The organism is Aeromonas sp. FDAARGOS 1408, assembly GCF_019048665.1.
Taxonomy (GTDB): domain Bacteria; phylum Pseudomonadota; class Gammaproteobacteria; order Enterobacterales; family Aeromonadaceae; genus Aeromonas; species Aeromonas dhakensis.
The window spans coordinates 4,395,969-4,419,001 of the sequence record NZ_CP077394.1; the positions used below are offsets into that span (position 1 = coordinate 4,395,969).

The following is a 23,033-nucleotide window of genomic DNA, read 5'->3' on the forward strand; positions in this document are numbered from 1 at the left end:
CTCCTTGAAATGAAATAGCGTATCGCCCGTTAGCCACTGCTGGCCGACGGCGGTATAAAGAGTGACACGAGCATACGCAGGGACGAACCGCACCACCATGAAGCTGATCAACACTTTTGCCACCGAACTGCCCTGGGCCTGTGAGCCCGTCGCCCCCCAACCACTGCATGCCCCCGGCCTGCTGCACCTCAACCGTGCGCTGCTCGGCGAGCTGGGGCTGGGGACGGTGAGCGAGGCCGACTGGCTGGCCTGCTGTGGCCATGGCCAGCCCTTGCCCGGCATGCAGCCGGTGGCCCAGGTCTATGCGGGCCACCAATTCGGCGGCTACAGCCCGCGTCTCGGCGATGGCCGTGCCCTGCTGCTGGGGGAGCAGCAGGCACCGGATGGCAGCCGCTGGGACCTGCACCTGAAAGGGGCGGGCAAGACCCCCTTCTCCCGGTTCGGCGATGGTCGTGCCGTGCTGCGTTCCAGCATTCGCGAGTATCTCGCCTCCGAGGCGCTGCATGCCCTCGGCATCCCCACCACCCGGGCACTGGTGCTGGTGGACAGCCAGGAGCCGGTCTACCGCGAACAGGTGGAGACGGGCGCGACCGTACTGCGCACCGCCCCGAGTCATCTGCGCTTCGGTCACTTCGAGTATTTCGCCTGGAGCGGGCAGGGGGAGAAGATCCCGGCCCTTATCGACTATGCGCTGCGTCATCATTTCCAGGAGCTTGCGAACGGGGCCGAGCTGTTTGCCGAGGTGGTGCGCCGCACCGCGCGGCTCATCGCCAAGTGGCAGGCGGCAGGCTTCTGCCACGGTGTGATGAACACCGACAACATGTCGCTGCTCGGGCTGACCCTGGATTACGGCCCCTACGGCTTCATCGATGCCTATGTGCCGGACTTTGTCTGCAACCACTCGGATCCGGGTGGTCGCTATGCGCTGGATCAGCAGCCGGCGGTCGGCTACTGGAACCTGCAGAAGTTGGCCCAGGCGCTGGCCGGTCACGTCGATGGCGACGCGCTGGCGTCGGCCCTGGCTCAGTACGAGCACCAGCTGATGCTGCACTATTCCGAGCTGATGCGCGCCAAGCTGGGGCTGGCGGTGTGGGAAGAGGAGGATCCGGCGCTGTTTCGCGAGCTGTTCAGGCTGCTGGCGGCGCACAAGGTGGATTACCACCTGTTTCTGCGTCGGCTGGGGGCGCTGACCGCTCAGGGCGACTGGCCCGCCAGCCTGCTGGCTCTGCTGCCGGAGCCTGCCGCCTGGCAAGGGTGGCTTGAGGCCTATCGGGCACGCCTCGCCCGGGAGGGGAGCGAGGATGCTGTGCGCAAGGGGCTGATGGATGCGGTCAATCCCAAGTATGTGCTGCGCAACGCGCTGGCCCAGCGGGTGATCGAGGCTGCCGAGCGAGGAGACATGGCGCCGTTCGAGCGGCTGTTTGCGGCCCTGCAGCACCCCTATGATGAACAACCCGAATACGAGGATCTCGCTACTCCGCAACCAGCATGGTATTGCGGTGGCGAGCTCTCTTGCAGCAGTTGAGGAGCAGCCGATGAACTGGCGGATCACGCAGACAGACAGGGAGGCCGGGGTGGTGACGCTGGTGCACCCCGCGCTCGACTGGGACAGCTTTCCAACCCTGGCCGATGCCCTGTTGCAGGAGTGGGAGCTGGTGGCGCTCGAGCGTGAGTGCGGCGCCGATCGTCATAGCTGGCTGCTGGAGTTCGAGGGGAGCCGCTTTCGGCTCGAGTACGAACACTACAGCGGCTGCTGGCTGGCGGCGGAGCAGCCGGCCGATGCCGAGGTGTTGCTCTGGCTGGCCCGCCAGCATCAGGGCTGAGCAGGCGCCGCAGCCTCAACCCACCGCATAAAGATTGAACTATCAATTTGGGGGCGTATAATCTCGCCCCTCAATTATCGCCAATGGTGGCGGTATGGGTTCCCTAACCCCATTAACCAAAAAGGTCACAATATGAATCTGACCCCTGCTCAGCACCAGACGGCGCTGGTGCGCCTCTCGTTGTTCCACATCCTGATCATTGCCAGCAGCAACTACCTGGTGCAGCTGCCGATCACCATCTTCGGCTTCCATACCACCTGGGGGGCCTTCAGCTTCCCGTTCATCTTTCTGGCCACCGATCTGACGGTGCGGATCTTCGGTGCCGGTCTGGCGCGCAAGATCATCCAGACCGTGATGCTGCCGGCGCTGGCCATCTCCTATGCCCTGTCGGTGCTGTTCTTTGAGGGCAGCTTCCAGGGCGTTGGCAATCTGGCCGAGTTCAACTTGTTCGTGGCACGTATCGCCCTGGCCAGCTTTATGGCCTATCTGGTGGGCCAGTTCATGGATGTGGTGGTGTTCAACCGGCTGCGGCTGCTGAAAGCCTGGTGGGTGGCACCGGCGGCCTCCACCCTGTTCGGCAATCTGGTGGATACCATCACCTTCTTCACCATCGCCTTCTGGCGCAGCACGGATCCCTTTATGGCCGAACACTGGGTCGAGATCGCAACCGTGGACTACGTGTTCAAGCTGCTGATAAGCTTGGGATTGTTTGTGCCCCTCTACGGTGTGCTACTGCGTTATCTCAGCCGCAAGCTGGTGGGCGAGGCCGGTTTGAGCGGCTTGCAAACGGCCACACGGCAAGCCTGACGACATTGACCACCCCTCGGGGTGGTCAATTTTTTTGCATTTATGGCAAATAAGGGTTGCTTAGTTAAATGAGAATGATTATTGTTACCTTGTTTTCCGGGAAAGACTTCATTCGTTCCAACGTGATGGACTTCTTGTGAAGGCACGACATTGCTCACATTGCTTCCAGTTAAGGGGCCAGTTTTTACTGGCCCTCTTTTTTTGTCCGCGTCCGGCAGCACGTGGGCATAAAAAATGGGAGCCTTGGCTCCCATGTTCACTCTGTTCTGCTTACTCGATGTCGAGCGCATCGGGGGAGAGGATCACCCCTGTGGTATCGGCGTAGAGATGGTCGTCCGGCAGGAAGGTGACGCCGCCGAAGTTGACCGGCAGATCGGTCTCGCCTACGTCCTTGCTGTCGGCCCCCACCGGAATGGCCGCCAGCGCCTGAATGCCGATATCCAGATCTTCCAGAATGTCGACCTCGCGCACGCAGCCGTAGCAGACGATCCCTTCCCACTCGTTCTCTGCCGCCGTGGTGGCGATCTCGCTGTCGATCAGGGCACGGCGCATGGAGCCGCCGCCATCGATCAGCAGTACCCGACCAACGCCGTTCTCTTTGACGAGTTCACGGATCAGGCCGTTCGATTCGAAGCATTTGACTGTGGTGATGACGCCGCCGAAGGAGGCGCGGCCGCCGAAGGAGCAGAGCATGGGTTCGAGCACATCCACCATGTCCTGATAGATGTCGCACAGTTCTGAAGTGTTGTATTCCATTGTGTCAAATCCACCGCTGGAAACAGGTGGGATCCAGTATAAGGAGTGGGACTGGCATTTCAATGAATATTCCTTGAACAACAACAGGGATAACGTTTTCTGCATAAGCTCAATGCATGCCACCCCATGTTTGTGAGAGGTTCATCGTGCTCATCCGTCATAAATTGATCCTGAATACCGCGCTGGTCGCCGTGGCCATGCTGGTATTGAGCAGCCTGTTTTTCTACTCCAACCAGGTGAGTCGCCATCTGACCGAGGCCCAGCGCAATGTGGACAGCCTCGAGATCGCCATGCTCAACCTGCGACGAGCGGAGAAGGACTTCCTGATCCGCAAGGATCCGACCTTCGTTGCCCGCTTCAATGAAGTGCTGGCTGACTTTCACCGGCTCAACCAGACCCTGAGCCAGGAGGACAACCTGAGTGCCGTGCAGGGCGAGCTGACCATGCTGGATCAGCAGATGGAGGCCTATGGCAAGGCCTTCAACGAGCTGGTGGTCCAGCAGCAGAAGATCGGGCTGGGGCCGGAAGATGGACTCTATGGTCGCCTGCGGACGGCGGTGCACGAGGTGGAGGAGGGGCTCAAGCAGCTGGATGAGCAGGGGCTGCTCATCACCATGCTGCAGCTGCGGCGGGCGGAGAAAGACTTCATGCTGCGCTCCGACATCCAGTATCTGGAGCGCTTCCAGACCCTGCACAAGGATTTCCAGCAGCGGCTGGCAACTTTGCCGGAGGCTGAACGCGGCAAGCTGGAGCAGGCCAGCGAGCAGTACAAGCAGGACTTCATCGCCCTGGTGCAGGGAATGCAGGTGCTGGGGCTGAATGAGGGGGAAGGGCTGCGCAGCCAGATGCGGGATCTGGTACACCAGACCGAGCAAGGGTTCGCCGCGGTCGACAAGCACATCGCCGACGAGCTGGTACGGCAGACCTCGCGCCTCAACACCCTGATGCTGGTCTGTGGCGGCGTCATCATAGTGCTGATGGGTATCATGAGCATGCTGCTGGGCCGCAGCATCGATCGCCCCATCTCGCGGGTGAACGACACCGTCAACCGCATCCGGCAGGACAATGACCTGCGCCTCAAGATCGAGCTGCAGGGGGCGGACGAGATGGCGCAACTGGCGAGCAACCTGGACGTCATGCTGGGAGGTTTTCGCCACCTCATCGGCGACGTGAAGCAGAGTGTGCACACCCTGACCGAGGCGGCGGATCACCTCTCCGGCAACGTCCGCCGCACCAGCGAGGGGGCAGCCCGCCAACTGCAGGAGACCGACATGGTGGCGACCGCTTCCACCGAGATGGGCTCCACCATAGAGGAGATCGCCCGCAACACCGAGCAGGCTGCCAACAATGCCCAGACCACCAACAACAAGGCGATGGAGGGGCGCAGTGCGGTGGAGAACACCGTCAGCCAGATCCGCTCCCTGGCCGACAACCTGGAAAACTCCTCCCGCGAAGTGGCCCAGCTGCAGCAGGAGAGTGAAACCATCGGCTCTGTGCTGGACGTGATCCGCGGCATTGCCGAGCAGACCAACCTGCTGGCCCTCAACGCGGCCATCGAGGCGGCGCGGGCGGGGGATCAGGGCCGCGGCTTTGCGGTGGTGGCGGACGAGGTGCGCAGCCTCGCCATCCGCACCCAGAAGTCGACCCAGGAGATCGCCGGCATCATCAGCTCGCTGCAGAAGCAGACCGGCAACATAGTGGGCATGATGGCGACCTGCCGCGAGCAGGGCAACAGCAGCTCGGAGCAGGCCAGTATGGCGGGCGAACTGCTGGAGCAGATCACCCAGGACGTCACCCACATCATGGACATGAGCACCCAGATTGCCGCCGCCATCGAGCAGCAGAGTCTGGTGGCCAACGAGGTGAACCGCAACGTCAACAACATCCGTGACATCGCCCAGGAGTCGAGCCTGATGGCGGAGGAGAACGCCAAATCGAGTCACGGCCTGACCGAACAGGCCAAGTTGCTCAACCAGGCGGTGGCCAAATACCGGGTATAGCGGCCGCACAGAATGAACAAGGGAGCCATGAAGGCTCCCTTTTTGTTGCAGACTGGATTAAAGCAGGAACAGGGTGGCCAGCCCCAGGAAGATGAAGAAGCCGCCGGTGTCGGTGATGGCGGTGATCATCACGCTGGCGCCCACCGCCGGGTCGCGGCCCAGCCGGCTCATGGTCATGGGGATGATGACCCCCATCAGCGCAGCCACCAGCAGGTTGAGCATCATGGCCAGCGTCATCACGGCGCCCAGCGCCGCATCCTGATAGAGGATGTAGGTGGCGACCCCCATGGTGCCGCCCCACACCAGGCCGTTGATCAGGGCTACCCCCAGCTCGCGCCACAGCAGGAAGGAGACGTTGCCGGTCTGGATGTGCTGCAGCGCCAGCGCCCGCACTATCATGGTGATGGTCTGGTTGCCGGTGTTGCCGCCGATGCCGGCGACGATGGGCATCAGGGCCGCCAGCGCCACCAGCTGGGAGATGGTGTGCTCGAACAGGCCGATCACCCGCGATGCCACGAAGGCGGTGCAGAGGTTGATGGCGAGCCAGGCCCAGCGGGTCTTGACCGCCTTGGAGACGGGCGCGAACACGTCCTCCTCCTCGCTGATCCCCCCCATCCGGCGCAGGTCGGTGTCGCTCTCCTCATAGACCAGATCCACCACCTCGGCGACGGTGAGGCGGCCCATCAGCCTGCCCCTGGCATCCACCACGGCGGCGGAGACCAGGTCGTCCCGTTCGAAGGTTCGGGCGGCGGCCTCATCGTTGTCTTCCGGATCGAAGGTGACCGGATCCTTCTCCATCACGTCGCTCACCCGGGTCTCGGGTCTGTGCAGCAACACGGTCGTGAGCGGCAGTTCTCCCTGCAGCCGGTTGCGACGGTCGATGACGAACAACTTGTCGGTGTTGTCGGGGATCTGGCCGCGCAGGCGCAGGTAGCGTTGCACGGTGGCCAGGGTCACATCCGGACGCACAGTCACCAGGTCGAAGTCCATCATGGCGCCAACCGTGTGCTTGCCGTAGCGGATTACCTCCCGCACCCGATCCCTGTCCATGGGAGCCATGGAGGTGAGCAGCCGCCCCATCAGGTTGCGGGGCAGGTACTGGCCCAGATAGATCTGATCGTCGATGTCGAGGGTGCTCAGGGCATGCAGCAGCTCCTTGTCGCTCATGCCGCTGATGAGGCTGTCCCATACCGTCTCCGAGGCCTCCACCAGGATCTGGCCGTGCTTGTCCGCATCCACCTGTTGCCACAGTACGTGGCGCTCGTCCGGCGGCAGGGACTCCAGCGCATCGGCGATATCGGCGGCGGGTAGGCTGTTGACCAGTCGGGTGAGCTCGCTGGTCTGGTTCCGCAGTTCGGCGTCCTGCTCCCCTTGCGGGTCGAGCAGGCTGTCGGTGAGGGCGTCGTCGGCGAGCAGCAGGGTGAGGATGCGGGCTCTGTCCTGTTCACGCTGCTTGGCGTTGTTCTTGGCGGGGAGAGACATGAAACTGAATTCCTGAATTCTGTGGTCCGGCTGACACACCCCATAGGATACCAGACTCAAAACAAGAGGTTATGACAGTAAATGCAGGAAAAGAAACGCCACCCCAGGGTGGCGTTTGCATATGAGGTGATATCAGGCCGAAGCCAGCGCCATCTCCGTGGCAGCCCCTTGCCCGAACCAGGCGAGCTGATCGGCCAGGGTCACCACCGAGCCCACCATGATAAGGGCCGGACTCTCGACACCCACAGCCAGCTCGGGCAACTGGTCCAGGGTGCCGCGAATGACCCGCTGGCTCGGCTGGGTGCCACGCTCGATGAGCGCCACCGGGGTGTCGCCCCCCTTGCCGTGGGCCAGCAGCTGCTCGCGGATTACCCCGCAGGATGAAAGCCCCATATAGAACACCAGCGTTTGCCGATCTTTGGCCAGCAACGGCCAGTCGAGATCCTGGGCACCCCCCTTGCCGTGGGCGGTGACGAAGCGCACGCTCTGGGCGTGATCCCGGTGGGTCAGGGGAATGCCGGCGTAGGCGGCGCAGCCGCTGGCTGCCGTGATCCCCGGCACCACCTGAAAGCCAATGCCCGTACCAACGAGCGTCTCCAGCTCCTCGCCGCCACGGCCGAAGATAAAGGGGTCGCCCCCCTTCAGCCGCACTACCCGCTGCCCCTTCTTCGCCTCGTCCAGCAAGAGCTGGTTGATCCCCTCCTGGGGCACGCAGTGGTTGCCTGCCTGTTTGCCGACGAAGATGCGTTTGGCATCCCGGCGCACCAGCGCCATCACCTCGTCGGAGACCAGGCGGTCATAGACCACCACATCCGCCTGCTGCATCTGGCGCAGGGCGTGCAGGGTGAGCAGACCCGGATCCCCGGGGCCGGCACCGACCAGCACCACCTCGCCGTGAGCCTTGCTCTCCTCGGCAAACAGGGTATCGGCCAGCTGGTGGGCAGAGGCGCTATCCCCCCGAGCCAGCGCCTGACCGAGGCGATCGGCCCCGAGCAGTCGCTCCCAGAATCGGCGCCGCTCCCCCATGGTGGCAAAGCGCGCCTTGACCCGATCCCGCAGGCTGCCGGCAAAGGTCGCCACGGCGCCCAGGTGCTGGGGCAGCATGGCTTCGAGTTTCTCCCGCAGCAGCCGGGCCAGCACCGGCGCCTTGCCGCCGGAGGAGATGGCCACCATCAGGGGCGAGCGATCGATGATGGATGGCATGATGAAGCTGGATCGCTTGGGGTCATCCACCACGTTGGCGAAGATCCGCGCCTGATTGGCGCTCTGGTAGACCAGGGCGTTCACCTCGCGCCGATCGGTGGCGGCCACCACCAGCCACTTGCCCGTCAGGTGCGCCGGCGCAAACTCGCCGGCCAGCCACTCGATGCTCCCGTTGGCAGCCAGCTCCGCCAGCTCGGGGTCGAGCTCGGGGGCGACCACGGTGAGGTGGGCACCGGCATCCAGCAGCAGGCGCGCCTTGCGCTCCGCTACCTCGCCGCCGCCGACCAGCAGCACGGGTTTGTTGTCGAGTCGGCAAAAAATGGGCAAGTAGTCCATGGGGCCTCCTGATCAGGCGGTTCGGGTCTGGCTGGCGGTGTTGGTGGCGTCGGTCACCGCGACAGGGCGTTCAGCCTTGGGGGTGGCATACCAGTAGCCCAGACCCATGAAGAGGACGCCGGAGACGGTGTTGCCCAGGGTCACCCACAGCAGGTTGTGGCCGATACCGCCCAGGGTGTAGGCCTCGGAGTGGGCGCCGAACCAGGAGAGGGCGAACAGAGTCATGTTGGCGATGGAGTGCTCGTAGCCGGAGGCGATGAAGGCCAGCAGGCACCACCAGATGGCGATGAAGCGGGCGGCTCCTTCGGTGCGCAGCGCCATCCAGATGGCGAGGCAGACCAGCCAGTTGCAGAGGATCCCTTTCATGAACAGGGTCAGGGCCGGTGCCTGGGTCTTGGCCAGCGCCACCTTGTGGGCCAGACTGCCCGCATCCGGCAGCAGGCTGCCGCCGTAGGAGTAGATGAGCGCCACGACGATGGAGCCGAGCAGGTTGCCCGCCCAGGTCTGCGGCAGGATGCGCAGCAGGTCACCCATGGTGATCTTGCCCGTTTTCACCCCGAAGGTGAGGAACATGGTGTGGCCGGTGTAGAGCTCGGAGCCGGCGATGATGACCAGGGTCAGGGCGATGCCGAAGGTGGCCCCCATTACCAGCGGACGGACGGTGGGATCCACCAGGTTGCCGAGGGTGAAGATGAGGATGATGCCCAGGCCCACATAGGCCCCCGCCATGGCGGAGCTGAGCCAGAAGCCGAGCTTGTCGCTGCGCTCGAAGCGGTTGATGCGGGCCGCGTTGGCGGCGCACTTGTTGATGGTGTCTGTATACATCGTTGTTTCCTTCAAGAGGGCCGCCCGTGGGCAGCCCTGATATGCATGGTGTTAGACGGCGACCCAGACCTGCTGGTCGCGCACTTCAACGGAATAGCTCTGCACCGACATGGCCGGGTTATCGAAGCAGTGGCCATCGCTCAGGCGAAAGCGCTGCTTCTTGAGGGGGCTGGCCACCCAGAGCTCGCCGTCGTGTTCGCAGAGGATGCCCCGCGACAGCACGTTGGCGGCGAAGAAGGGATCCCGGTTGTCGATGGCGAACACCTCGGCGGCCGCGTTCGGGCGGAACAGGGCGATCTGGCGCCCTTCCAGCAGGGCGCAGACACCGGTGCCCGGCAGGATGTCGTTGAGTTGGCAGGCTAATTTCATCATTTGGTCTCCACCTCGATCTGGTAGACGGGGATGCGCTCGGCCGGGGTCGCCGGTCGGTGCTGGTCACGCTCGGCGACGAACTGGACGTCCGGATCGCGCTTGTCGCTGTTGATGAAATGGCTGAAGCGCTGCAACGCCTGCTCTTCGTTGAGGGTGCGCGACCATTCGCACTCGTAACTGTCGATGAGGGTCTGGATATCGCGCTCCAGGGTCTCGGCCAGCCCCAGCTTGTCGTCGACGATCACCTCGCGCAGGTAGTCGACGCCTCCTTCCAGATTGCCGAGCCAGACCGAGGTGCGCTGCAGTTTGTCGGCGCTGGTGACGTAAAACATCATGAAACGGTCGATCAGCTTGATCAGGGTCTCGCGGTCGAGGTCAGACGCCAGCAGGTCGGCGTGGCGCGGCTTCATGCCGCCGTTGCCGCCCACGTAGAGGTTCCAGCCCGCGTCGGTGGCGATGATGCCGACGTCCTTGCCCTGGGCTTCCGCACACTCACGGGTACAGCCGGAGACACCGAACTTCATCTTGTGCGGGGTGCGAATACCCTTGTAGCGGTTCTCGAGGAAGACCCCGAGGCCGACGCTGTCCTGCACGCCGAAGCGGCACCAGGTGCTGCCGACGCAGGTCTTGGCCATGCGCAGCGCCTTGGCGTAGGCCTGACCGGTCTCGAAGCCCGCTGCCAGCAGCTTGCGCCAGATGGCGGGCAGATCATCCTTCTGGGCCCCGAACAGGCCGATGCGCTGGGCGCCGGTGATCTTGGTGTAGAGCTTGTAGTCGCGGGCCACTTCGGCCACTGCCAGCAGGCCTTCCGGGGTCACCTCGCCGCCGGCCATGCGCGGGATGACGGAGTAGGTACCGTCCTTTTGCATGTTGCCGAGGAAGATGTCATTGGTATCCTGCAGCGGGGTGTTGAGCGGGCTCAGCACGTAGTCGTTCCAGCAGGAGGCGAGGATGGAGCCGACGGTCGGTTTGCACACCTCGCAGCCATGACCCTGGCCATGCTTGGCCAGCAGCTCGTCGAAGCTCTTGATCCCCTCCACCTTGACCAGGTGGAACAGCTCCTGACGGGAGTGGGGGAAGTGGGCGCAGAGGTGGTTGTTGACCTCGATGCCCTGTTTCACCAGCTCGGCGTTGAGCACCTGGCTGATGAGGGGCACGCAGCCGCCGCAGCCGGTACCGGCCTTGGTGTGCTGCTTGATGGCGGCGAGGGTGGTGTGGCCCTCGGCGACGGCCTGGGCGATGTCGCCCTTGGAGACGTCGAAGCAGGAGCAGATCTGGGCGCTTTCCGGCAGGGCATCCACCCCCAGGGTCGGCTTGGCACCGGCATAGGCGGGCAGGATCAGGGTGTCCGGGTGGCTCGGCAGGGGCAGAGCGTTGAGCATCATCTGCAGCAGGTTGCCGTAATCCTCCACGTCACCCACCAGCACGGCGCCGAGCAATCGGCTGTTGTCTTCGCTCACCACGATTTTCTTGTAGACGCCGGCCTGGTCATCCTGGAACACATAGCTGTGGCTGCCCGGGGTGCGGCCGTGGGCATCGCCGATGGAGCCGACGGAGACGCCGAGCAGCTTGAGCTTGGCGCTCATGTCAGCCCCTTCGAAGCAGCTGTCGCCGCCCAGCAGGTGGTCGACGGTGATCTGGGCCATCTTGTAGCCCGGGGCCACCAGGCCGAAGAAGCGGCCCTGCCAGGAGGCGCACTCGCCGATGGCATAGATGTCGGGGTCGGAGGTGAGGCAGTGATCGTCGATGACGATGCCGCCGCGCTCGGCGATGGCCAAATCGCCGTAGCGACCGAGGGTATCTTGCGGGCGAATGCCGGTGGAGAAGACCACCACGTCCACTTCAAGCTGGCTGCCGTCGGCGAAGGCTAGGCGGTGTTTCGCCTGTTCGCCGCCATGCATCAGGATCTCGCTGGTGCTCTTGCTGGTGTGCACCTGCACGCCCATGGATTCGATCTTGCGGCGCAGCAGCTGGCCGCCCTGGCCGTCGAGCTGCTCGGCCATCAGTACAGGGGCAAACTCCACCACGTGGGTCTCGAGACCCAGCGCCTTGAGGGCACCGGCGGCTTCGAGGCCAAGCAGGCCGCCCCCGATCACCACCCCGCTCTTGCCACTCTTGGCGGCGCTGCGGATGGCCTTCAGATCCTCGATGGTGCGATAGACGAAGCACTCGTGGTGCTGACTGCCCTGAATGGGCGGCACCCAGGGGTAGGAGCCGGTGGCCAGCACCAGCTTGTCGTAACCGACCACAGTGCCCTTGTTGGAGTGCACTTCGCGGTTGGCCCTGTCGATTTTTTTCACCGCTTCACCAAGCAGCAACCGAATGCCGTGCTTGTCGTAGAAACCGGGTTTGACGAGGGAGAGATCTTCGCTGGTGTGGTGGGAGAAGTAGGAGGAGAGATGGACGCGATCGTAGGCGGGACGGGGTTCTGCACCGAAGACGGTGATCTCGTAGCGGCCCGGGTCGGCCCGCTCGATCAGCTCTTCGATGAAGCGGTGCCCCACCATGCCGTTGCCCACAACGACCAGTCTGACTTTGCTCATGATTGCCTCTAGTTTGGAGTAATAAAACATCATTCTGAGGCTAGGCTACCCAGTCAGCAGGGGCGGGCGATTGATGCAAATCAAGTGTCTATTTATATATCCCCTCAGGGGTAATTCCTGATAATTCAAAGCTATACATAAATAGGTATACCAGTGGTGCAATTGGTTATGGCGTGGGGATCGGAGCCACCGCTGCAGGGGCTGCCTGGCTGACCCTGCAAAGAAATGCCCGTACCGTCAAAAAGCGTGAAAAATTCCTTCATGGGATGGCGGCAGCCATGGGTTGCCAGCAGAACCGGGGGGCGTCAGGGAAGGGGGCGGTAAGGCTCCTGGGCGCAGATATCGCGGATGAGGGTGCGCAGCCAGCGGTGGGCCGGGTCGGCATCCAGCCTGGGGTGCCAGAGCAGGGCGACCCGGATCGCTGGCAGCGCGAAGGGCAGGGGACGAACTACCAGCTCCCCCAGCAGGGCGGCGCAGTGACGCTCAGGCACAGTGGCCACCAGATCGCTGCCGCGCACCAGCGCCAGCGCGGTGGCAAAGCCGGGCACCAGGGTGGCGACGGTGCGCGAGAGCCCCTGCTTGGCCAGCGTCTCATCGACCGGGCTGTGGGGTTGGCCGCGGCGGGATACCAGCACGTGGCGCGCCCCGGCGTAGCGGCTGGCGGTGAGTAGGCCGTCGCACAGTGGATGACCGGGGCGCATTACGGCGACGAAGTGGTCCTGAAACAGGGCCTGGGTACGCAGCTCGGGCGCCGTGGTGGCGCTGATGACCCCGGTCTCGAAATCCAGCTCGCCGCTGCGCAAGGGGCCGCTCTCCTTGTCCGGCTTGGCCAGAAAGTGGAGCCGTACTCCGGGCGCCTCGGTGGCGAGCCGGCTCAGCAGGGCGGCGCCGAACAGTTCCACCAGCCCCTCGCTGGCGCGCAGGGTGAAGGTGCGCTCCAGCCGCGCCGGGTCGACCTCCTGTCGGGGGCTCAGCATGCTCTCTGCTTCCTGCACCAGCCGGCCGACCTGCTCGCGCAGCAACTGGGCTCGAGGGGTCGGCACCAGGCCGCGGCCGGCCCGTACCAGCAGCGGGTCGCCGGTGGTCTCCCGCAATCTTGCCAGGGCCCGGCTCATGGCAGAGGGGCTCAAGCCCAGTCGTCTGGCGGCGCCCGCCACGCTACCTTCGTCCAGCAGGGCATCCAGGGTGATCAGCAGGTTGAGGTCGGGAGTGCTCATGTGCATGCCTTCATCGGAGTGGGAGCAGAGGGGCCAGCTTCATCATACCCGAGAACGGGTACCCTCATATGGCGTCCGCTGCATTGATAAGCTGCAACTGGTGCGTCTTCCGCCTGCTCACCGGCCCCACTAGCCTTGTCGTCATCACCCCTATGTGGAGCCCTGCTCATGTCAACATCAACCCATTTCCCGCCCCTGGCGGCGCCTCGTCTCGGTCTGCTGGCGCTTGGCCTCGCCACCCTGTTGCCCATGCTGGCGGCCAGCATGGGCGGCATCTTGCTGCCGGCATTGGGGGCTGCCTTTCATCTGCCCTTCGCCACCTTGCAATGGGTGCTGGTGGCTTACCTGCTGGGGCTCACCTGCCTGACAGTGGTGGCCGGCCGGCTGGGTGACAGGTTCGGCCGGCGTCGGCTGCTGCTCTGGGGCATGGGGGGATTTGCGCTGGCCTCCCTGCTCTGCGCGCTGGCACCGACCATCGGCTGGTTGATCGCCGCCCGGGCGCTGCAGGGGGCGAGTGCGGCCTGCATGCTGACGCTCTCGCTGGCCATGGTGGGGCAGCTGGTGTCGCCGGCCAGACGGGGCTGGAGCATGGGATTGCTCGGCACCCTGTCGGCCTGTGGCACGGCGCTGGGCCCCTCGTTTGGCGGCCTGCTGCTGGAGGTGGCGGGCTGGCAGGCTGCCTTCCTGGCGCTGCTACCCCTTGGCCTGCTGGCGCTGCTCTGTGCCCGTGCCGGTCTACCCGATGACGGGGCGAGCGGGCAGGGGGCACGACTCAACCTGGCCAGCCTGGGGTGGCTGCTGGTGACGCTGCTGGGCTACGGGCTGGCGCTCACTACGACAGGCATCCTGGCCCTCTGGCTTGGGGGCGGGGCGCTGCTGGCCGCCGCCTGGCTGGTGCGCAGCGAACTGGGCTCCCCCGCCCCTCTGTTGCCGTTGGCATTGCTGCGAACCCGGCGGCTGCGCGGCGCTCTGGCGGCCAGTGCGCTGGTGGCCGGGGTGATGGTGGCGACCCTGCTGATCGGTCCCTTCTATCTGCAGGGGGTATTCGGGCTCGGCCCGCTGACCAGCGGGCTGCTTATCTCGGGTGGACCCCTGCTGGCGGCACTGAGCGGGATGCCAGCCGGTTGGCTGGTGGATAGGGTCGGCGCCATCACAGTGGTGCGACTGGGCTTGCTGGTGATGAGCGCGGCGGTGGTGCTGCTGGCCACCCTGGGCAGCGGCGGGGGCCCGATGGGATACCTGCTGCCCGTGTTGCTGCTGACTGCCGGCTACGCCCTGTTCCAGACCGCCAACAACAGCCTAGTGATCGGCGCCGCCGACGAACAGACCCGTGGTGCCGTGGCCGGGTTGCTGACCCTGTCGCGCAATCTGGGCCAGCTGACGGGGGCGGCGGGGTTGGGGGCCCTGTTTGCCGCCCTGGCGGGAGGCGGCAATCCGGCCGTCGCCAGCGCGAGCGAGCTGGCGTTCGCCATGCGGGCCACCTTCGCCCTGACGGCTCTGCTGCTGATGAGCGCACTCTGGCTGGCGGGGAGAGGTGAACGCGACGTGCCGGGCAATGCGACGCGGGAAGGCTGCGAGCTGAGAGAGCGCTGAAAGCGAAGACGCCTCCACAGGGGAGGCGTCTTGCTACGGGGTTGAGCAGGATATTAAACCGCTCGGATCCTCGTCTTCGATCAAGCTGTTACAGGATAAAGCGGCTCAGGTCCTCGTCTTCAATCAGCTTGCCGAGGTGGGCGTTGACGTAGTCGGTGTTGATGACGAAGGTCTCGCCGGACTTCTCGGAGGCGTCGTAGGAGATATCTTCCATCAGGCGCTCCATCACGGTATGCAGACGACGGGCGCCGATGTTCTCGGTGCGCTCGTTGACCTGCCAGGCCGCTTCGGCCAGACGGCGGATACCGTCCTGGGTGAACTCGATGTTGACCCCTTCGGTGGCCATCAGCGCCTTGTACTGATCGGTCAGGGAGGCGTTCGGCTCGGTCAGGATCCGCTCGAAGTCTTCGGTGGTCAGCGCGGTCAGCTCGACCCGGATCGGCAGACGGCCCTGCAGCTCGGGGATGAGGTCGGACGGCTTGGCAATCTGGAAGGCGCCGGAGGCGACGAACAGGATGTGGTCGGTCTTGACCATGCCGTGCTTGGTGTTGACGGTGCAGCCCTCGACCAGCGGCAGCAGGTCGCGCTGAACCCCTTCACGGGAGACGTCCGGGCCCGAGCTCTCGCCGCGCTTGCAAATCTTGTCGATCTCGTCGAGGAAGACGATGCCGTTGTTCTCGACCGAGGCGATCGCTTTCTGCTTCAGCTCTTCCGGGTTGACCAGGCGGGCGGCTTCCTCTTCGATCAGCGCCTTCATGGCCTCTTTGACCTTGATCTTGCGCTTCTTCTTCTGGTTCTGGCCCAGGTTCTGGAACAGCCCCTGCAGCTGGTTGGCCATCTCTTCCATGCCCGGCGGGGTCATGATCTCGACGCCCATCGGGGAGGCGGAGAGCTCCAGCTCGATCTCCTTGTCATCCAGCTGACCTTCCCGCAGTTTCTTGCGAAAGATCTGGCGGGTGTTGGAGTTGTCGGCTTTCTCTTCCTCGCCCCAGCTGTTGCGCGGGTTGGGCAGCAGGGCGTCGAGGATGCGCTCTTCGGCGGCTTCCTCGGCGCGGTATTTCATCTTTTCCATCTCGGTCTCGCGCACCAGCTTGATGGCGACATCGGTCAGATCGCGGATGATGCTGTCCACTTCCTTGCCCACATAGCCCACTTCGGTGAACTTGGTCGCTTCAACCTTGATGAAGGGGGCATTGGCCAGCTTGGCCAGGCGACGGGCGATCTCGGTCTTGCCGACACCGGTCGGACCGATCATCAGGATGTTCTTCGGGGTCACCTCGTGGCGCATCTCCTCGGAGAGCTGCATCCGGCGCCAGCGGTTGCGCAGGGCCACGGCCACCGCACGCTTGGCGTCGGCTTGACCAATGATGTGTCTGTCCAGCTCGTAGACGATTTCTCTCGGGGTCATCTCGGACATGATGGTGTTCCTGTATCCGGGGCGGGCAGGGCCCACCCCTTGGAAAATGGGGTTTGGCTGGCGGCCTTATTTGGCGGTGTAGTCCAGCACTTCGATGGTGTGGTTGCCGTTGGTGAAGACACAGATGTCGCCCGCAATCTTGAGGGACTTCTCGACGATGCTCTTGGCATCCAGCTCGGTGTTCTCCAGCAGGGCGATGGCGGCGGACTGGGCGAAGTTGCCGCCGCTGCCGATGGCGATGAGATCGTGTTCCGGCTGCACCACGTCACCGTTGCCGGTGATGATGAAGGATTTGTGCTCGTCGGCGACGGCCAGCAGCGCCTCGAGGCGGCGCAGGGCGCGATCGGTGCGCCAGTCTTTGGCCAGCGCCACGGCGGCGCGCTCCAGGTTGCCCTGATGGGCCTGCAGCTTGGCTTCAAAGCGCTCGAGCAGGGTGAAGGCGTCGGCGGTGCCGCCGGCAAAACCTGCCAGCACCTTGCCGTTGTAGAGGCGATGAACCTTGCGGGCGTTGCCCTTCATGACGGTGTTGCCAAGAGAAACCTGGCCATCGCCACCGATGACGACCTGACCGTTGCGGCGAACTGAAACTATGGTAGTCACTTTACTTACCTCGCTTGAGCCGAATGACGGCCTGACTGTGCATGGCAAGAGAGATGGGGATGGCAATCCGGCTTTTCAAGCCTGCGCTCTGGCGCGGCCAACGGGGTTGGCTGGGAGTGGTGGCGACTGGCACCAAAAGAAACAGGGCCGGGTGTTGCCACCAGGCCCTGTTTATGGACGCTGCGATCACCCCTTCTTGGGGATGCAGCCGCTGATGCCAGAGCCCTGCAGCTTGCGGTTGGCCGCATCGGCCGCCGCCTTGCCGCTGAAGGGGCCCACCATCACCTTGTAGACGGCGCCACCGGCCCCGTTCACCACCTGCAGGCTGGAGGAGAGCCCGGCGGTGAAGGCGATGCGCGCCTTGAGGGATTCCGCGGAATCCTGCGAACGCAGGGCGGCGCACTGCATCATGTAGCGTTCGTTGTCGGCCGTTGCAGGCGGAGTCGCTGCCTTGGCCTTGGCGGCCTCGGCCCGTTCCCGCTCCAGTTCGGCGCGCAGCTCCCGCTCCATCCGATCCCGTTCGGCCTTGCGGTCGATCACCTGCTCCTGGGCACTGGCTACCGGCGCGCCGGTCGCCGGCTTGGCCGGTTGTACCGGTTGCGGCTTGTAGGGCTGCACCTGGCCGATGGGGGTTCCGGGCTGGGGAATATTGGTCGGCACCGGCTGCGGCAGCTTCTCCGGCTGCAGGGTCATGGTTTCTGCCGGCGGTGGCGGCAGCACGCCCGGCTGGGGCGGCGGCTCGACGATGTCGACCTGCTTGTTCTCCAGCCGTTCGATGTAGCTCCATTTCTCCTGCGGCAGGCCGTTGCTCTGGGCCTTGGGCTTGTTGGCTTTCACCTGCTCCTCAATGGTGGGGGCGTCGTTGCCCTTGCCACTGATCATGTAGAGGAAACCGCCGAACCCCGCCAGCAACACCACGGCCAGCAGGGCCGGGATAACAGGAAAGCGGCGAGGTGCCGCTTTCTTGGTGTTGCGACCACCCGCCCGACGTCGCGGGCGGCTGCCGACATAATCCCGGGTCGCCATCTATTACATGCGCTCCAGGGTGTGGATGCCCAGTACGCCCAGGCCCAGCTTGAGGACCTTGGCGGTGGCGGCGCACAGCAGCAGACGGCTCTGACGGGTCGCCTCGTCCACGCCATCCTTGTTGATCGGACAGGCTTCGTAGAAGGTCATGAAGTTGCCGGACAGCTCGTACAGATAGGTACAGAGCAGGTGCGGCATGCCCTTGTCTGCCACGCCGTTGACCGCGTCGGAGAACTGGATCAGCTTCTGGGCCAGAGTCTCTTCCGCTTCCTCGCTCAGGACCACCTTGCCGCCCAGGGTGTCGGCATCGACGCCGGCCTTGCGGAAGATGGACTGGATACGGGTGTAGGCGTATTGCAGGTACGGCGCCGTGTTGCCTTCAAAGGAGAGCATCAGATCCCAGTCGAAGATGTAGTCGGTGGTGCGGTTCTTGGAGAGATCCGCATACTTGACCGCGCCCATGGCGATGGCGTGCACCACCTGGGCCTTCTCCTCGGCGGAGAGGTCGCTGTTGCGGCTCTCCAGCAGGGCAGCGGCGCGCTCTTCCGCCTCATTCAGCAGATCAACCAGCTTGACGGTGCCGCCGGAGCGGGTCTTGTAGGGACGGCCATCCTTGCCCAGCATCATGCCGAAGGCGTGGTGCTCGAGGGGCACGGATTCCGGCACATAGCCCGCCTTGCGGGTGATGGTCCAGGCCTGCATCAAGTGCTGGTGCTGACGGGAGTCGATGAAGTACATCACGCGGTCGGCGCCCAGGGTCTCGTAACGATACTTGGCACAGGCGATGTCGGTGGTGGTGTAGAGGAAGCCGCCATCGCTCTTCTGGATGATGACGCCCATGGGCTCGCCATCCTTGTTCTTGAACTCGTCCAGGAAGACGACGGTGGCGCCTTCACTCTCGACCGCCAGGCCGCGCGCTTTCAGATCGGCGACGATTTCCGGCAGCATGTCGTTGTACATGGACTCGCCCATGATGTCCTTGTTGGTCAGGGAGACATTCAGGCGGTCGTAGTTGCGCTGGTTCTGCTCCATGGTCATGTCGACCAGCTTCTTCCACATGGTGCGGCAGTACTCGTCACCACCCTGCAGCTTGACCACGTAGTTGCGCGCGCGCTCGGCGAACGCTTCGTCTTCGTCGTAGTGACGCTTGGCCTGGGTGTAGAAGGCTTCCAGATCGCGCAGCTCCATGTCGGAGGCGTGCTCGTTGGCCATCTTCTCCAGATAGGCGATCAGCATGCCGAACTGGGTACCCCAGTCGCCGATGTGGTTGGCACGCACCACCTTGTGGCCGAGGAACTCTAGGGCGCGGGCAGCCACGTCACCGAGGACTGTGCTGCGGATGTGGTGCACCGCCATCTCTTTGGCCACGTTGGGGGCGGAGTAGTCCACCACCACTGTCTGCGGGGTTGGCAGCTTCACGTTGGCGTTGGCGGAGGTCACCATGGCCTCTACCTGACCAGCCAGCCAGCTCGGGTCGAAGAAGAAGTTGATGAAGCCGGGGCCGGCGATCTCGACCTTGGCGATCAGATCGGAGGCGGGCAGGTGCTCGATGATGGCAGCGGCCAGCTCACGGGGATTCTTGCGGGCCGGTTTGGCCAGCAGCATGGCCAGGTTGGTGGCCAGGTCACCGTGAGCCTTCTCCTTGCATCGGTCTACTTGCACGCGGGCTTCCAGGTCCGCCGGCAGGATGCCCGCTGACTTGAGATTGGCTACCGTTTGTTCAAGTAGATGATGAATATGCTCTTTCATAACTGACCACCAAGGTTGCGCGTCGAAAAATGACTGATATATAAGGGCGTGAATTTTACCCGCATCGGCCCGAGAAAACTATAGGGATGACCCGCCGCTCGCGGTCGGGCGGATATTTCACTGCATTTGGCACCAGATCCCAGAATATTGGACGGAAATTACGGTGCTTATCCATTTCTACTGCATATCGAAGCGGCTTGTCCAGGCTATTTTCCCCTGATTGTTAAGGGGTTTTTTATTCCAACTCGTTCTGAATGATCTGCCCCGCCGCCCCGGTCGTATCAACAGGTACCTTTTACCGAGGAATCTGTCGATGAAACTGGCGCTGTTTCCCCTCTCGGCCCACCTGCTGCCCGGTGGCATCATGCCGCTGCGCATCTTCGAGCCCAGATATCAGCGCATGATCGCCGAGGCGGGAGAGCAGGGTTTTGCTATCTGCATGCTGGATCCTCGCCAGCCCGATGCGCTGCGCAACATGTACCCCATCGCCACCCGGGTACGGATAGTCGATTTCGATCAGCTGCCGGACGGTCTGCTCGGCATCACGGTGCTCGGCATGGAGCGGGTCAGGATCACCGATCTGTGGCAGGAGTCGGACGGCTTGCGGGTCGGGGAGGTGGAGGTGCTGCCCCCCTGGCGCACCGGCCGGCTCAATGCCGATCAGCACTCGTTGGCCAGGGCGCTGCAGGAGGTGTTCAACGACTATCCGGAGTACGCGGCCCTCTATCGCAACCCGGACTGGGACGATGCCAGCTGGGTGGCCCAGCGCTGGCTGGAAGTGCTGCCCATCCCCGTTGAACAGAAGCAGTGGCTGGTGGCGGCGGAAGACAACCAGCCGGCGCTCTCCCTGCTGAGCGGATTGCTGGTCGCCAGCCACTGAGCCGTTTTTGATGGCAGTGCCGGTGATCCTTTTGCCGCGCCGCACGTATTGGCACTCACCACCCTCTTCAAGGCATGGCGCAATGGCATATACTGGCCAATCACAATCGACTCCGTACAGGATATCGCCCCCCATGGATGACCCAGCCGGCGATCTCAAGTCCCTGCTCGTCAGGGTTGCCGAACATGGCGACAAGGCTGCCTTCGCCACCCTGTTCCAGCACTTCGCGCCGCGTATCCGCAGCTACGGGCTGCGCCACCTCGGCAGCGAGGCCAACGCCATGGAGCTGGTGCAGGAGACCATGCTGCTGGTCTGGCAGAAGGCCCGTCTCTACCACCCCGACAAGGGAGCCGCCACCACCTGGATCTACACCGTCATGCGCAACCAGGGCTTCGACATGCTGCGCCGGCGCCGCGCCAGCAAGGAAGAGCTCTGCGCCGAGGAGCTGTGGCCCATGCTGGAGTACAGGGCGGAAGAGGAGCACCTGAGTGGCGGTGAAGATGCGGTGCTGACCCGTCAGATGGCCCACTACCTCGGCACCCTGCCGGAACCGCAACAGCTGGTGGTGCGCGGCATCTACCTGCAGGAGCTCTCCCAGCAGGAGCTGGCGGACCGGCTCGGCGTGCCGCTCGGCACCATCAAATCCCGCCTCAGACTGGCGTTACAGAAATTGAAGGAACAAGTGGAGCAAGGCCATGATTAAAGCCCATCCCGTTCAGGCCATGTTGCGTGCCTTTGCCGCCGATGAACTGCCCCTGCCGCTGGCCGTCGGCGTCTCCGCCCACTGCGAACTCTGCCCCGACTGTGCGGCCCGGCTGCGGGCCTGCGAAGAGGAGCTGGCCCGGCAATACCTGGCCCCGGCGGAAGAGTGCGAGCCGCTGCCTGCGGCATTTGATGCTATGCTGGCCGGCATCCTGCAACAGCCGGTGGCCACTGCGGCCGCATTGAGTCAGTCGGCGGTGGCCCGGCCCGAGCTGCAGGTGGCGGGCCAGTCGTACCGGTTGCCGCGGGTGCTGGCCCGTCACCACGCCCCCAGCTGGCGCCACATCGGCGCCATCCGGCAGGTGAGCCTGCCGCTCGACGAGCAGGGAGCCCGTGCCAGCCTGCTGCACATAGAGGCGGGTGGCAGCATCCCTGAGCACACTCACAAGGGTTACGAGCTGACCTTGTTGCTGGCCGGCACCATCGAAGATGGCGACACCCGCTATCAGGCGGGGGACTTCATCTGGCGCGATGCCAGCCACGCCCACAGTCCACACACGCCGGACGGCTGCCTCTGCTACACGGTGCAGGACGCGCCGGTGCAGTTCACCAAGGGGCTGTCGCGGCTGCTCAACGGCATCAGCCATCGCCTCTACTGAGCCGACAAAGCAATAAAAAAAGGGACCCTCGGGTCCCTTTTTGCATGGTGCGCTGACCGGATCAGGCCACGAACACCAGGTAGACGGCGAAGGCCACCACGAAGCGGTAGATGGCGAACGGGATGAAGTCGAGGCGACGGATCAGCGCCAGGAAAGTCTTGATGGCGATCATGGCCACCACGAAGGCGGTGACGAAACCCACCGCGAACATGGGGAAGTCGGCCATGGAGAGGAAGTCGCGACTCTTGTAGAGATCCAGTCCGCTGGCCGCCACCATCATGGGCACCGCCAGAATGAAGGAGAACTCGGCCGCCGCCTGACGGCTGATCCCCATCAGCATGCCGCCGCTGATGGTGGCGCCGGAGCGGGAGAAGCCGGGCCAGAGCGCCAGGCACTGGAACAGGCCGATGCCGAACGCCTGCTTGTAGCTGATGTCGTCCAGGGTTTCGGAGCGTACCGCCGGGCGGAACTTCTCGGCGATGATCAGCAGGATGCCGCCGGCCACCAGGGCGTACATCACGGTCTGCGGGCCGAACAGATGGGCCTTGATCCAGCTGTGGATGGCGAGGCCGATGATCACGGCGGGCAGCATGCCGAGGATGATGTGCACCAGCGAGAGGGTGGCGTGTCCCTGCGCCGGCTTCTGGCCGAAGTGGATGCCGATGAGCCCAAACAGGCGGCGCCAGAACACGGCGACCACCGCCAGGATGGAACCCATCTGGATCACCACTTCGAAGGTGGCAGCCTTGGGGCCGTCGAAGCCAAGCAAGTGGCCGACGATGATCATGTGGCCGGTGGAGGAGACGGGGAGGAACTCGGTCAGGCCCTCCACTATGCCCAGCACGAAGGCGACAAACAGGGCGTAAGACTCTGTCATGTTTCAGATCTCTTGATTATTGGTCCGGTTGAAGTCGGCCCCGAGCCGAGCCGGGGGCGACCAATGATGGAGGAAAATCGGGCGGGCAACCAGTGAATATTGTGTTGGCGCCAGGCCCCGCCGGCGGGATCGACGGCGAGGTCATTGGTTTTCATTCGGGCCTACA

20 protein-coding genes are annotated in these 23,033 nt (G+C 64.1%); 8 read left to right on the forward strand and 12 right to left on the reverse strand.

Features of this window, described 5'->3' with window-relative positions:
* Nucleotides 1-97: 97 nt before the first annotated feature.
* The 3 genes from I6L38_RS20365 (at nt 98) to I6L38_RS20375 (ending at nt 2,630) form a co-directional block, all read left to right on the forward strand.
* Nucleotides 98-1,525: a YdiU family protein gene (locus I6L38_RS20365; RefSeq protein ID WP_216988885.1), complete on the forward strand. Its 1,428-nt coding sequence runs from the start codon at nt 98-100 to the stop codon at nt 1,523-1,525.
* 10 nt (nt 1,526-1,535) lie between these two features.
* On the forward strand, nt 1,536-1,823 hold the full coding sequence (locus I6L38_RS20370; protein WP_019841099.1) for a DUF3630 family protein: 288 nt from the start codon (nt 1,536-1,538) through the stop codon (nt 1,821-1,823).
* A gap of 132 nt (nt 1,824-1,955) precedes the next feature.
* A complete protein-coding gene (locus I6L38_RS20375) occupies nt 1,956-2,630 on the forward strand; it encodes a 7-cyano-7-deazaguanine/7-aminomethyl-7-deazaguanine transporter (protein ID WP_010635778.1) in 675 nt (224 codons plus the stop codon).
* 270 nt (nt 2,631-2,900) lie between these two features.
* Here I6L38_RS20375 and rraA read toward each other — a convergent pair whose 3' ends face one another.
* Complete coding sequence (gene rraA, locus I6L38_RS20380) at nt 2,901-3,386, reverse strand: ribonuclease E activity regulator RraA (protein ID WP_005306574.1); 486 nt, start codon at nt 3,384-3,386, stop codon at nt 2,901-2,903.
* 146 nt (nt 3,387-3,532) lie between these two features.
* Between rraA and I6L38_RS20385 the strand changes: the two genes are divergently transcribed.
* Nucleotides 3,533-5,386, forward strand: coding sequence for a methyl-accepting chemotaxis protein (locus I6L38_RS20385; protein ID WP_026139115.1), 1,854 nt, complete (start codon nt 3,533-3,535; stop codon nt 5,384-5,386).
* 57 nt (nt 5,387-5,443) lie between these two features.
* On the opposite strand, the gene mgtE is transcribed toward I6L38_RS20385, so the two are convergent.
* The 6 genes from mgtE to I6L38_RS20415 all read right to left on the reverse strand — a co-directional run bounded on the left by mgtE (nt 5,444) and on the right by I6L38_RS20415 (nt 13,364).
* The gene (mgtE, locus tag I6L38_RS20390; protein WP_043170591.1) at nt 5,444-6,868 is read right to left on the reverse strand and encodes a magnesium transporter; all 1,425 of its coding nucleotides are present in this window, start codon (nt 6,866-6,868) and stop codon (nt 5,444-5,446) included.
* A gap of 132 nt (nt 6,869-7,000) precedes the next feature.
* Nucleotides 7,001-8,407, reverse strand: coding sequence for a siroheme synthase CysG (gene cysG, locus I6L38_RS20395; protein WP_043170592.1), 1,407 nt, complete (start codon nt 8,405-8,407; stop codon nt 7,001-7,003).
* A 12-nt stretch (nt 8,408-8,419) separates the two neighbouring features.
* Nucleotides 8,420-9,232: a nitrite transporter NirC gene (gene nirC, locus I6L38_RS20400; RefSeq protein WP_043170593.1), complete on the reverse strand. Its 813-nt coding sequence runs from the start codon at nt 9,230-9,232 to the stop codon at nt 8,420-8,422.
* 51 nt (nt 9,233-9,283) lie between these two features.
* On the reverse strand, nt 9,284-9,601 hold the full coding sequence (gene nirD, locus I6L38_RS20405) for a nitrite reductase small subunit NirD (RefSeq protein WP_043170594.1): 318 nt from the start codon (nt 9,599-9,601) through the stop codon (nt 9,284-9,286).
* Nucleotides 9,601-12,147: a nitrite reductase large subunit NirB gene (gene nirB, locus I6L38_RS20410; RefSeq protein ID WP_201881044.1), complete on the reverse strand. Its 2,547-nt coding sequence runs from the start codon at nt 12,145-12,147 to the stop codon at nt 9,601-9,603. The genes nirD and nirB overlap by 1 nt, the downstream gene beginning before the upstream one ends.
* Before the next feature lie 305 nt (nt 12,148-12,452).
* Nucleotides 12,453-13,364 (reverse strand): LysR family transcriptional regulator, encoded by a 912-nt coding sequence (locus I6L38_RS20415; protein ID WP_216988886.1) that lies wholly within the window; start codon nt 13,362-13,364, stop codon nt 12,453-12,455.
* Between the two features lie 168 nt (nt 13,365-13,532).
* On the opposite strand from I6L38_RS20415, the gene I6L38_RS20420 reads away from it, so the two are divergent.
* On the forward strand, nt 13,533-14,957 hold the full coding sequence (locus tag I6L38_RS20420; RefSeq protein ID WP_201881042.1) for an MFS transporter: 1,425 nt from the start codon (nt 13,533-13,535) through the stop codon (nt 14,955-14,957).
* A gap of 88 nt (nt 14,958-15,045) precedes the next feature.
* Here I6L38_RS20420 and hslU read toward each other — a convergent pair whose 3' ends face one another.
* The 4 genes from hslU to argS form a co-directional block, all read right to left on the reverse strand.
* Nucleotides 15,046-16,374 (reverse strand): HslU--HslV peptidase ATPase subunit, encoded by a 1,329-nt coding sequence (gene hslU, locus I6L38_RS20425; RefSeq protein ID WP_216988887.1) that lies wholly within the window; start codon nt 16,372-16,374, stop codon nt 15,046-15,048.
* 66 nt (nt 16,375-16,440) lie between these two features.
* Nucleotides 16,441-16,974, reverse strand: coding sequence for an ATP-dependent protease subunit HslV (hslV, locus tag I6L38_RS20430; RefSeq protein WP_017779534.1), 534 nt, complete (start codon nt 16,972-16,974; stop codon nt 16,441-16,443).
* A gap of 186 nt (nt 16,975-17,160) precedes the next feature.
* On the reverse strand, nt 17,161-18,000 hold the full coding sequence (locus tag I6L38_RS20435) for an SPOR domain-containing protein (RefSeq protein ID WP_043170598.1): 840 nt from the start codon (nt 17,998-18,000) through the stop codon (nt 17,161-17,163).
* Between the two features lie 3 nt (nt 18,001-18,003).
* Entirely contained in the window at nt 18,004-19,749 is a 1,746-nt protein-coding gene (gene argS / locus I6L38_RS20440) for an arginine--tRNA ligase (RefSeq protein WP_043170599.1), read from the reverse strand.
* Nucleotides 19,750-20,062: 313 nt separating this feature from the next.
* Here argS and I6L38_RS20445 point away from each other — a divergent pair, with 313 nt between their 5' ends.
* The 3 genes from I6L38_RS20445 (at nt 20,063) to I6L38_RS20455 (ending at nt 21,990) form a co-directional block, all read left to right on the forward strand.
* On the forward strand, nt 20,063-20,629 hold the full coding sequence (locus I6L38_RS20445) for an LON peptidase substrate-binding domain-containing protein (protein ID WP_005306528.1): 567 nt from the start codon (nt 20,063-20,065) through the stop codon (nt 20,627-20,629).
* Nucleotides 20,630-20,762: 133 nt separating this feature from the next.
* The gene (locus I6L38_RS20450; RefSeq protein WP_043170601.1) at nt 20,763-21,332 is read left to right on the forward strand and encodes a sigma-70 family RNA polymerase sigma factor; all 570 of its coding nucleotides are present in this window, start codon (nt 20,763-20,765) and stop codon (nt 21,330-21,332) included.
* Nucleotides 21,325-21,990, forward strand: a complete 666-nt coding sequence (locus tag I6L38_RS20455; protein WP_043170602.1) for a ChrR family anti-sigma-E factor — start codon at nt 21,325-21,327, stop codon at nt 21,988-21,990. Before I6L38_RS20450 ends, I6L38_RS20455 begins: the two co-directional genes overlap by 8 nt.
* 61 nt (nt 21,991-22,051) lie before the next feature.
* On the opposite strand, the gene bacA is transcribed toward I6L38_RS20455, so the two are convergent.
* Complete coding sequence (gene bacA / locus I6L38_RS20460; RefSeq protein WP_017764837.1) at nt 22,052-22,867, reverse strand: undecaprenyl-diphosphate phosphatase; 816 nt, start codon at nt 22,865-22,867, stop codon at nt 22,052-22,054.
* Nucleotides 22,868-23,033 lie beyond the last annotated feature (166 nt).

Excerpts from the sequence above, each read along its gene's own strand:
- I6L38_RS20365 (WP_216988885.1), top strand. The coding sequence starts at position 98 with ATGAAGCTGATCAACACTTTTGCCACCGAACTGCCCTGGGCCTGTGAG.
- I6L38_RS20420 (WP_201881042.1), top strand. The coding sequence starts at position 13,533 with ATGTCAACATCAACCCATTTCCCGCCCCTGGCGGCGCCTCGTCTCGGT.
- I6L38_RS20435 (WP_043170598.1), bottom strand. The coding sequence starts at position 18,000 with ATGGCGACCCGGGATTATGTCGGCAGCCGCCCGCGACGTCGGGCGGGT.
- I6L38_RS20455 (WP_043170602.1), top strand. The coding sequence starts at position 21,325 with ATGATTAAAGCCCATCCCGTTCAGGCCATGTTGCGTGCCTTTGCCGCC.
- nirD (WP_043170594.1), bottom strand. The coding sequence starts at position 9,601 with ATGAAATTAGCCTGCCAACTCAACGACATCCTGCCGGGCACCGGTGTC.
- cysG (WP_043170592.1), bottom strand. The coding sequence starts at position 8,407 with ATGGACTACTTGCCCATTTTTTGCCGACTCGACAACAAACCCGTGCTG.
- rraA (WP_005306574.1), bottom strand. The coding sequence starts at position 3,386 with ATGGAATACAACACTTCAGAACTGTGCGACATCTATCAGGACATGGTG.
- I6L38_RS20415 (WP_216988886.1), bottom strand. The coding sequence starts at position 13,364 with ATGAGCACTCCCGACCTCAACCTGCTGATCACCCTGGATGCCCTGCTG.
- hslU (WP_216988887.1), bottom strand. The coding sequence starts at position 16,374 with ATGTCCGAGATGACCCCGAGAGAAATCGTCTACGAGCTGGACAGACAC.
- I6L38_RS20375 (WP_010635778.1), top strand. The coding sequence starts at position 1,956 with ATGAATCTGACCCCTGCTCAGCACCAGACGGCGCTGGTGCGCCTCTCG.
- I6L38_RS20370 (WP_019841099.1), top strand. The coding sequence starts at position 1,536 with ATGAACTGGCGGATCACGCAGACAGACAGGGAGGCCGGGGTGGTGACG.
- argS (WP_043170599.1), bottom strand. The coding sequence starts at position 19,749 with ATGAAAGAGCATATTCATCATCTACTTGAACAAACGGTAGCCAATCTC.
- I6L38_RS20445 (WP_005306528.1), top strand. The coding sequence starts at position 20,063 with ATGAAACTGGCGCTGTTTCCCCTCTCGGCCCACCTGCTGCCCGGTGGC.
- bacA (WP_017764837.1), bottom strand. The coding sequence starts at position 22,867 with ATGACAGAGTCTTACGCCCTGTTTGTCGCCTTCGTGCTGGGCATAGTG.
- I6L38_RS20450 (WP_043170601.1), top strand. The coding sequence starts at position 20,763 with ATGGATGACCCAGCCGGCGATCTCAAGTCCCTGCTCGTCAGGGTTGCC.
- nirB (WP_201881044.1), bottom strand. The coding sequence starts at position 12,147 with ATGAGCAAAGTCAGACTGGTCGTTGTGGGCAACGGCATGGTGGGGCAC.
- mgtE (WP_043170591.1), bottom strand. The coding sequence starts at position 6,868 with ATGTCTCTCCCCGCCAAGAACAACGCCAAGCAGCGTGAACAGGACAGA.
- nirC (WP_043170593.1), bottom strand. The coding sequence starts at position 9,232 with ATGTATACAGACACCATCAACAAGTGCGCCGCCAACGCGGCCCGCATC.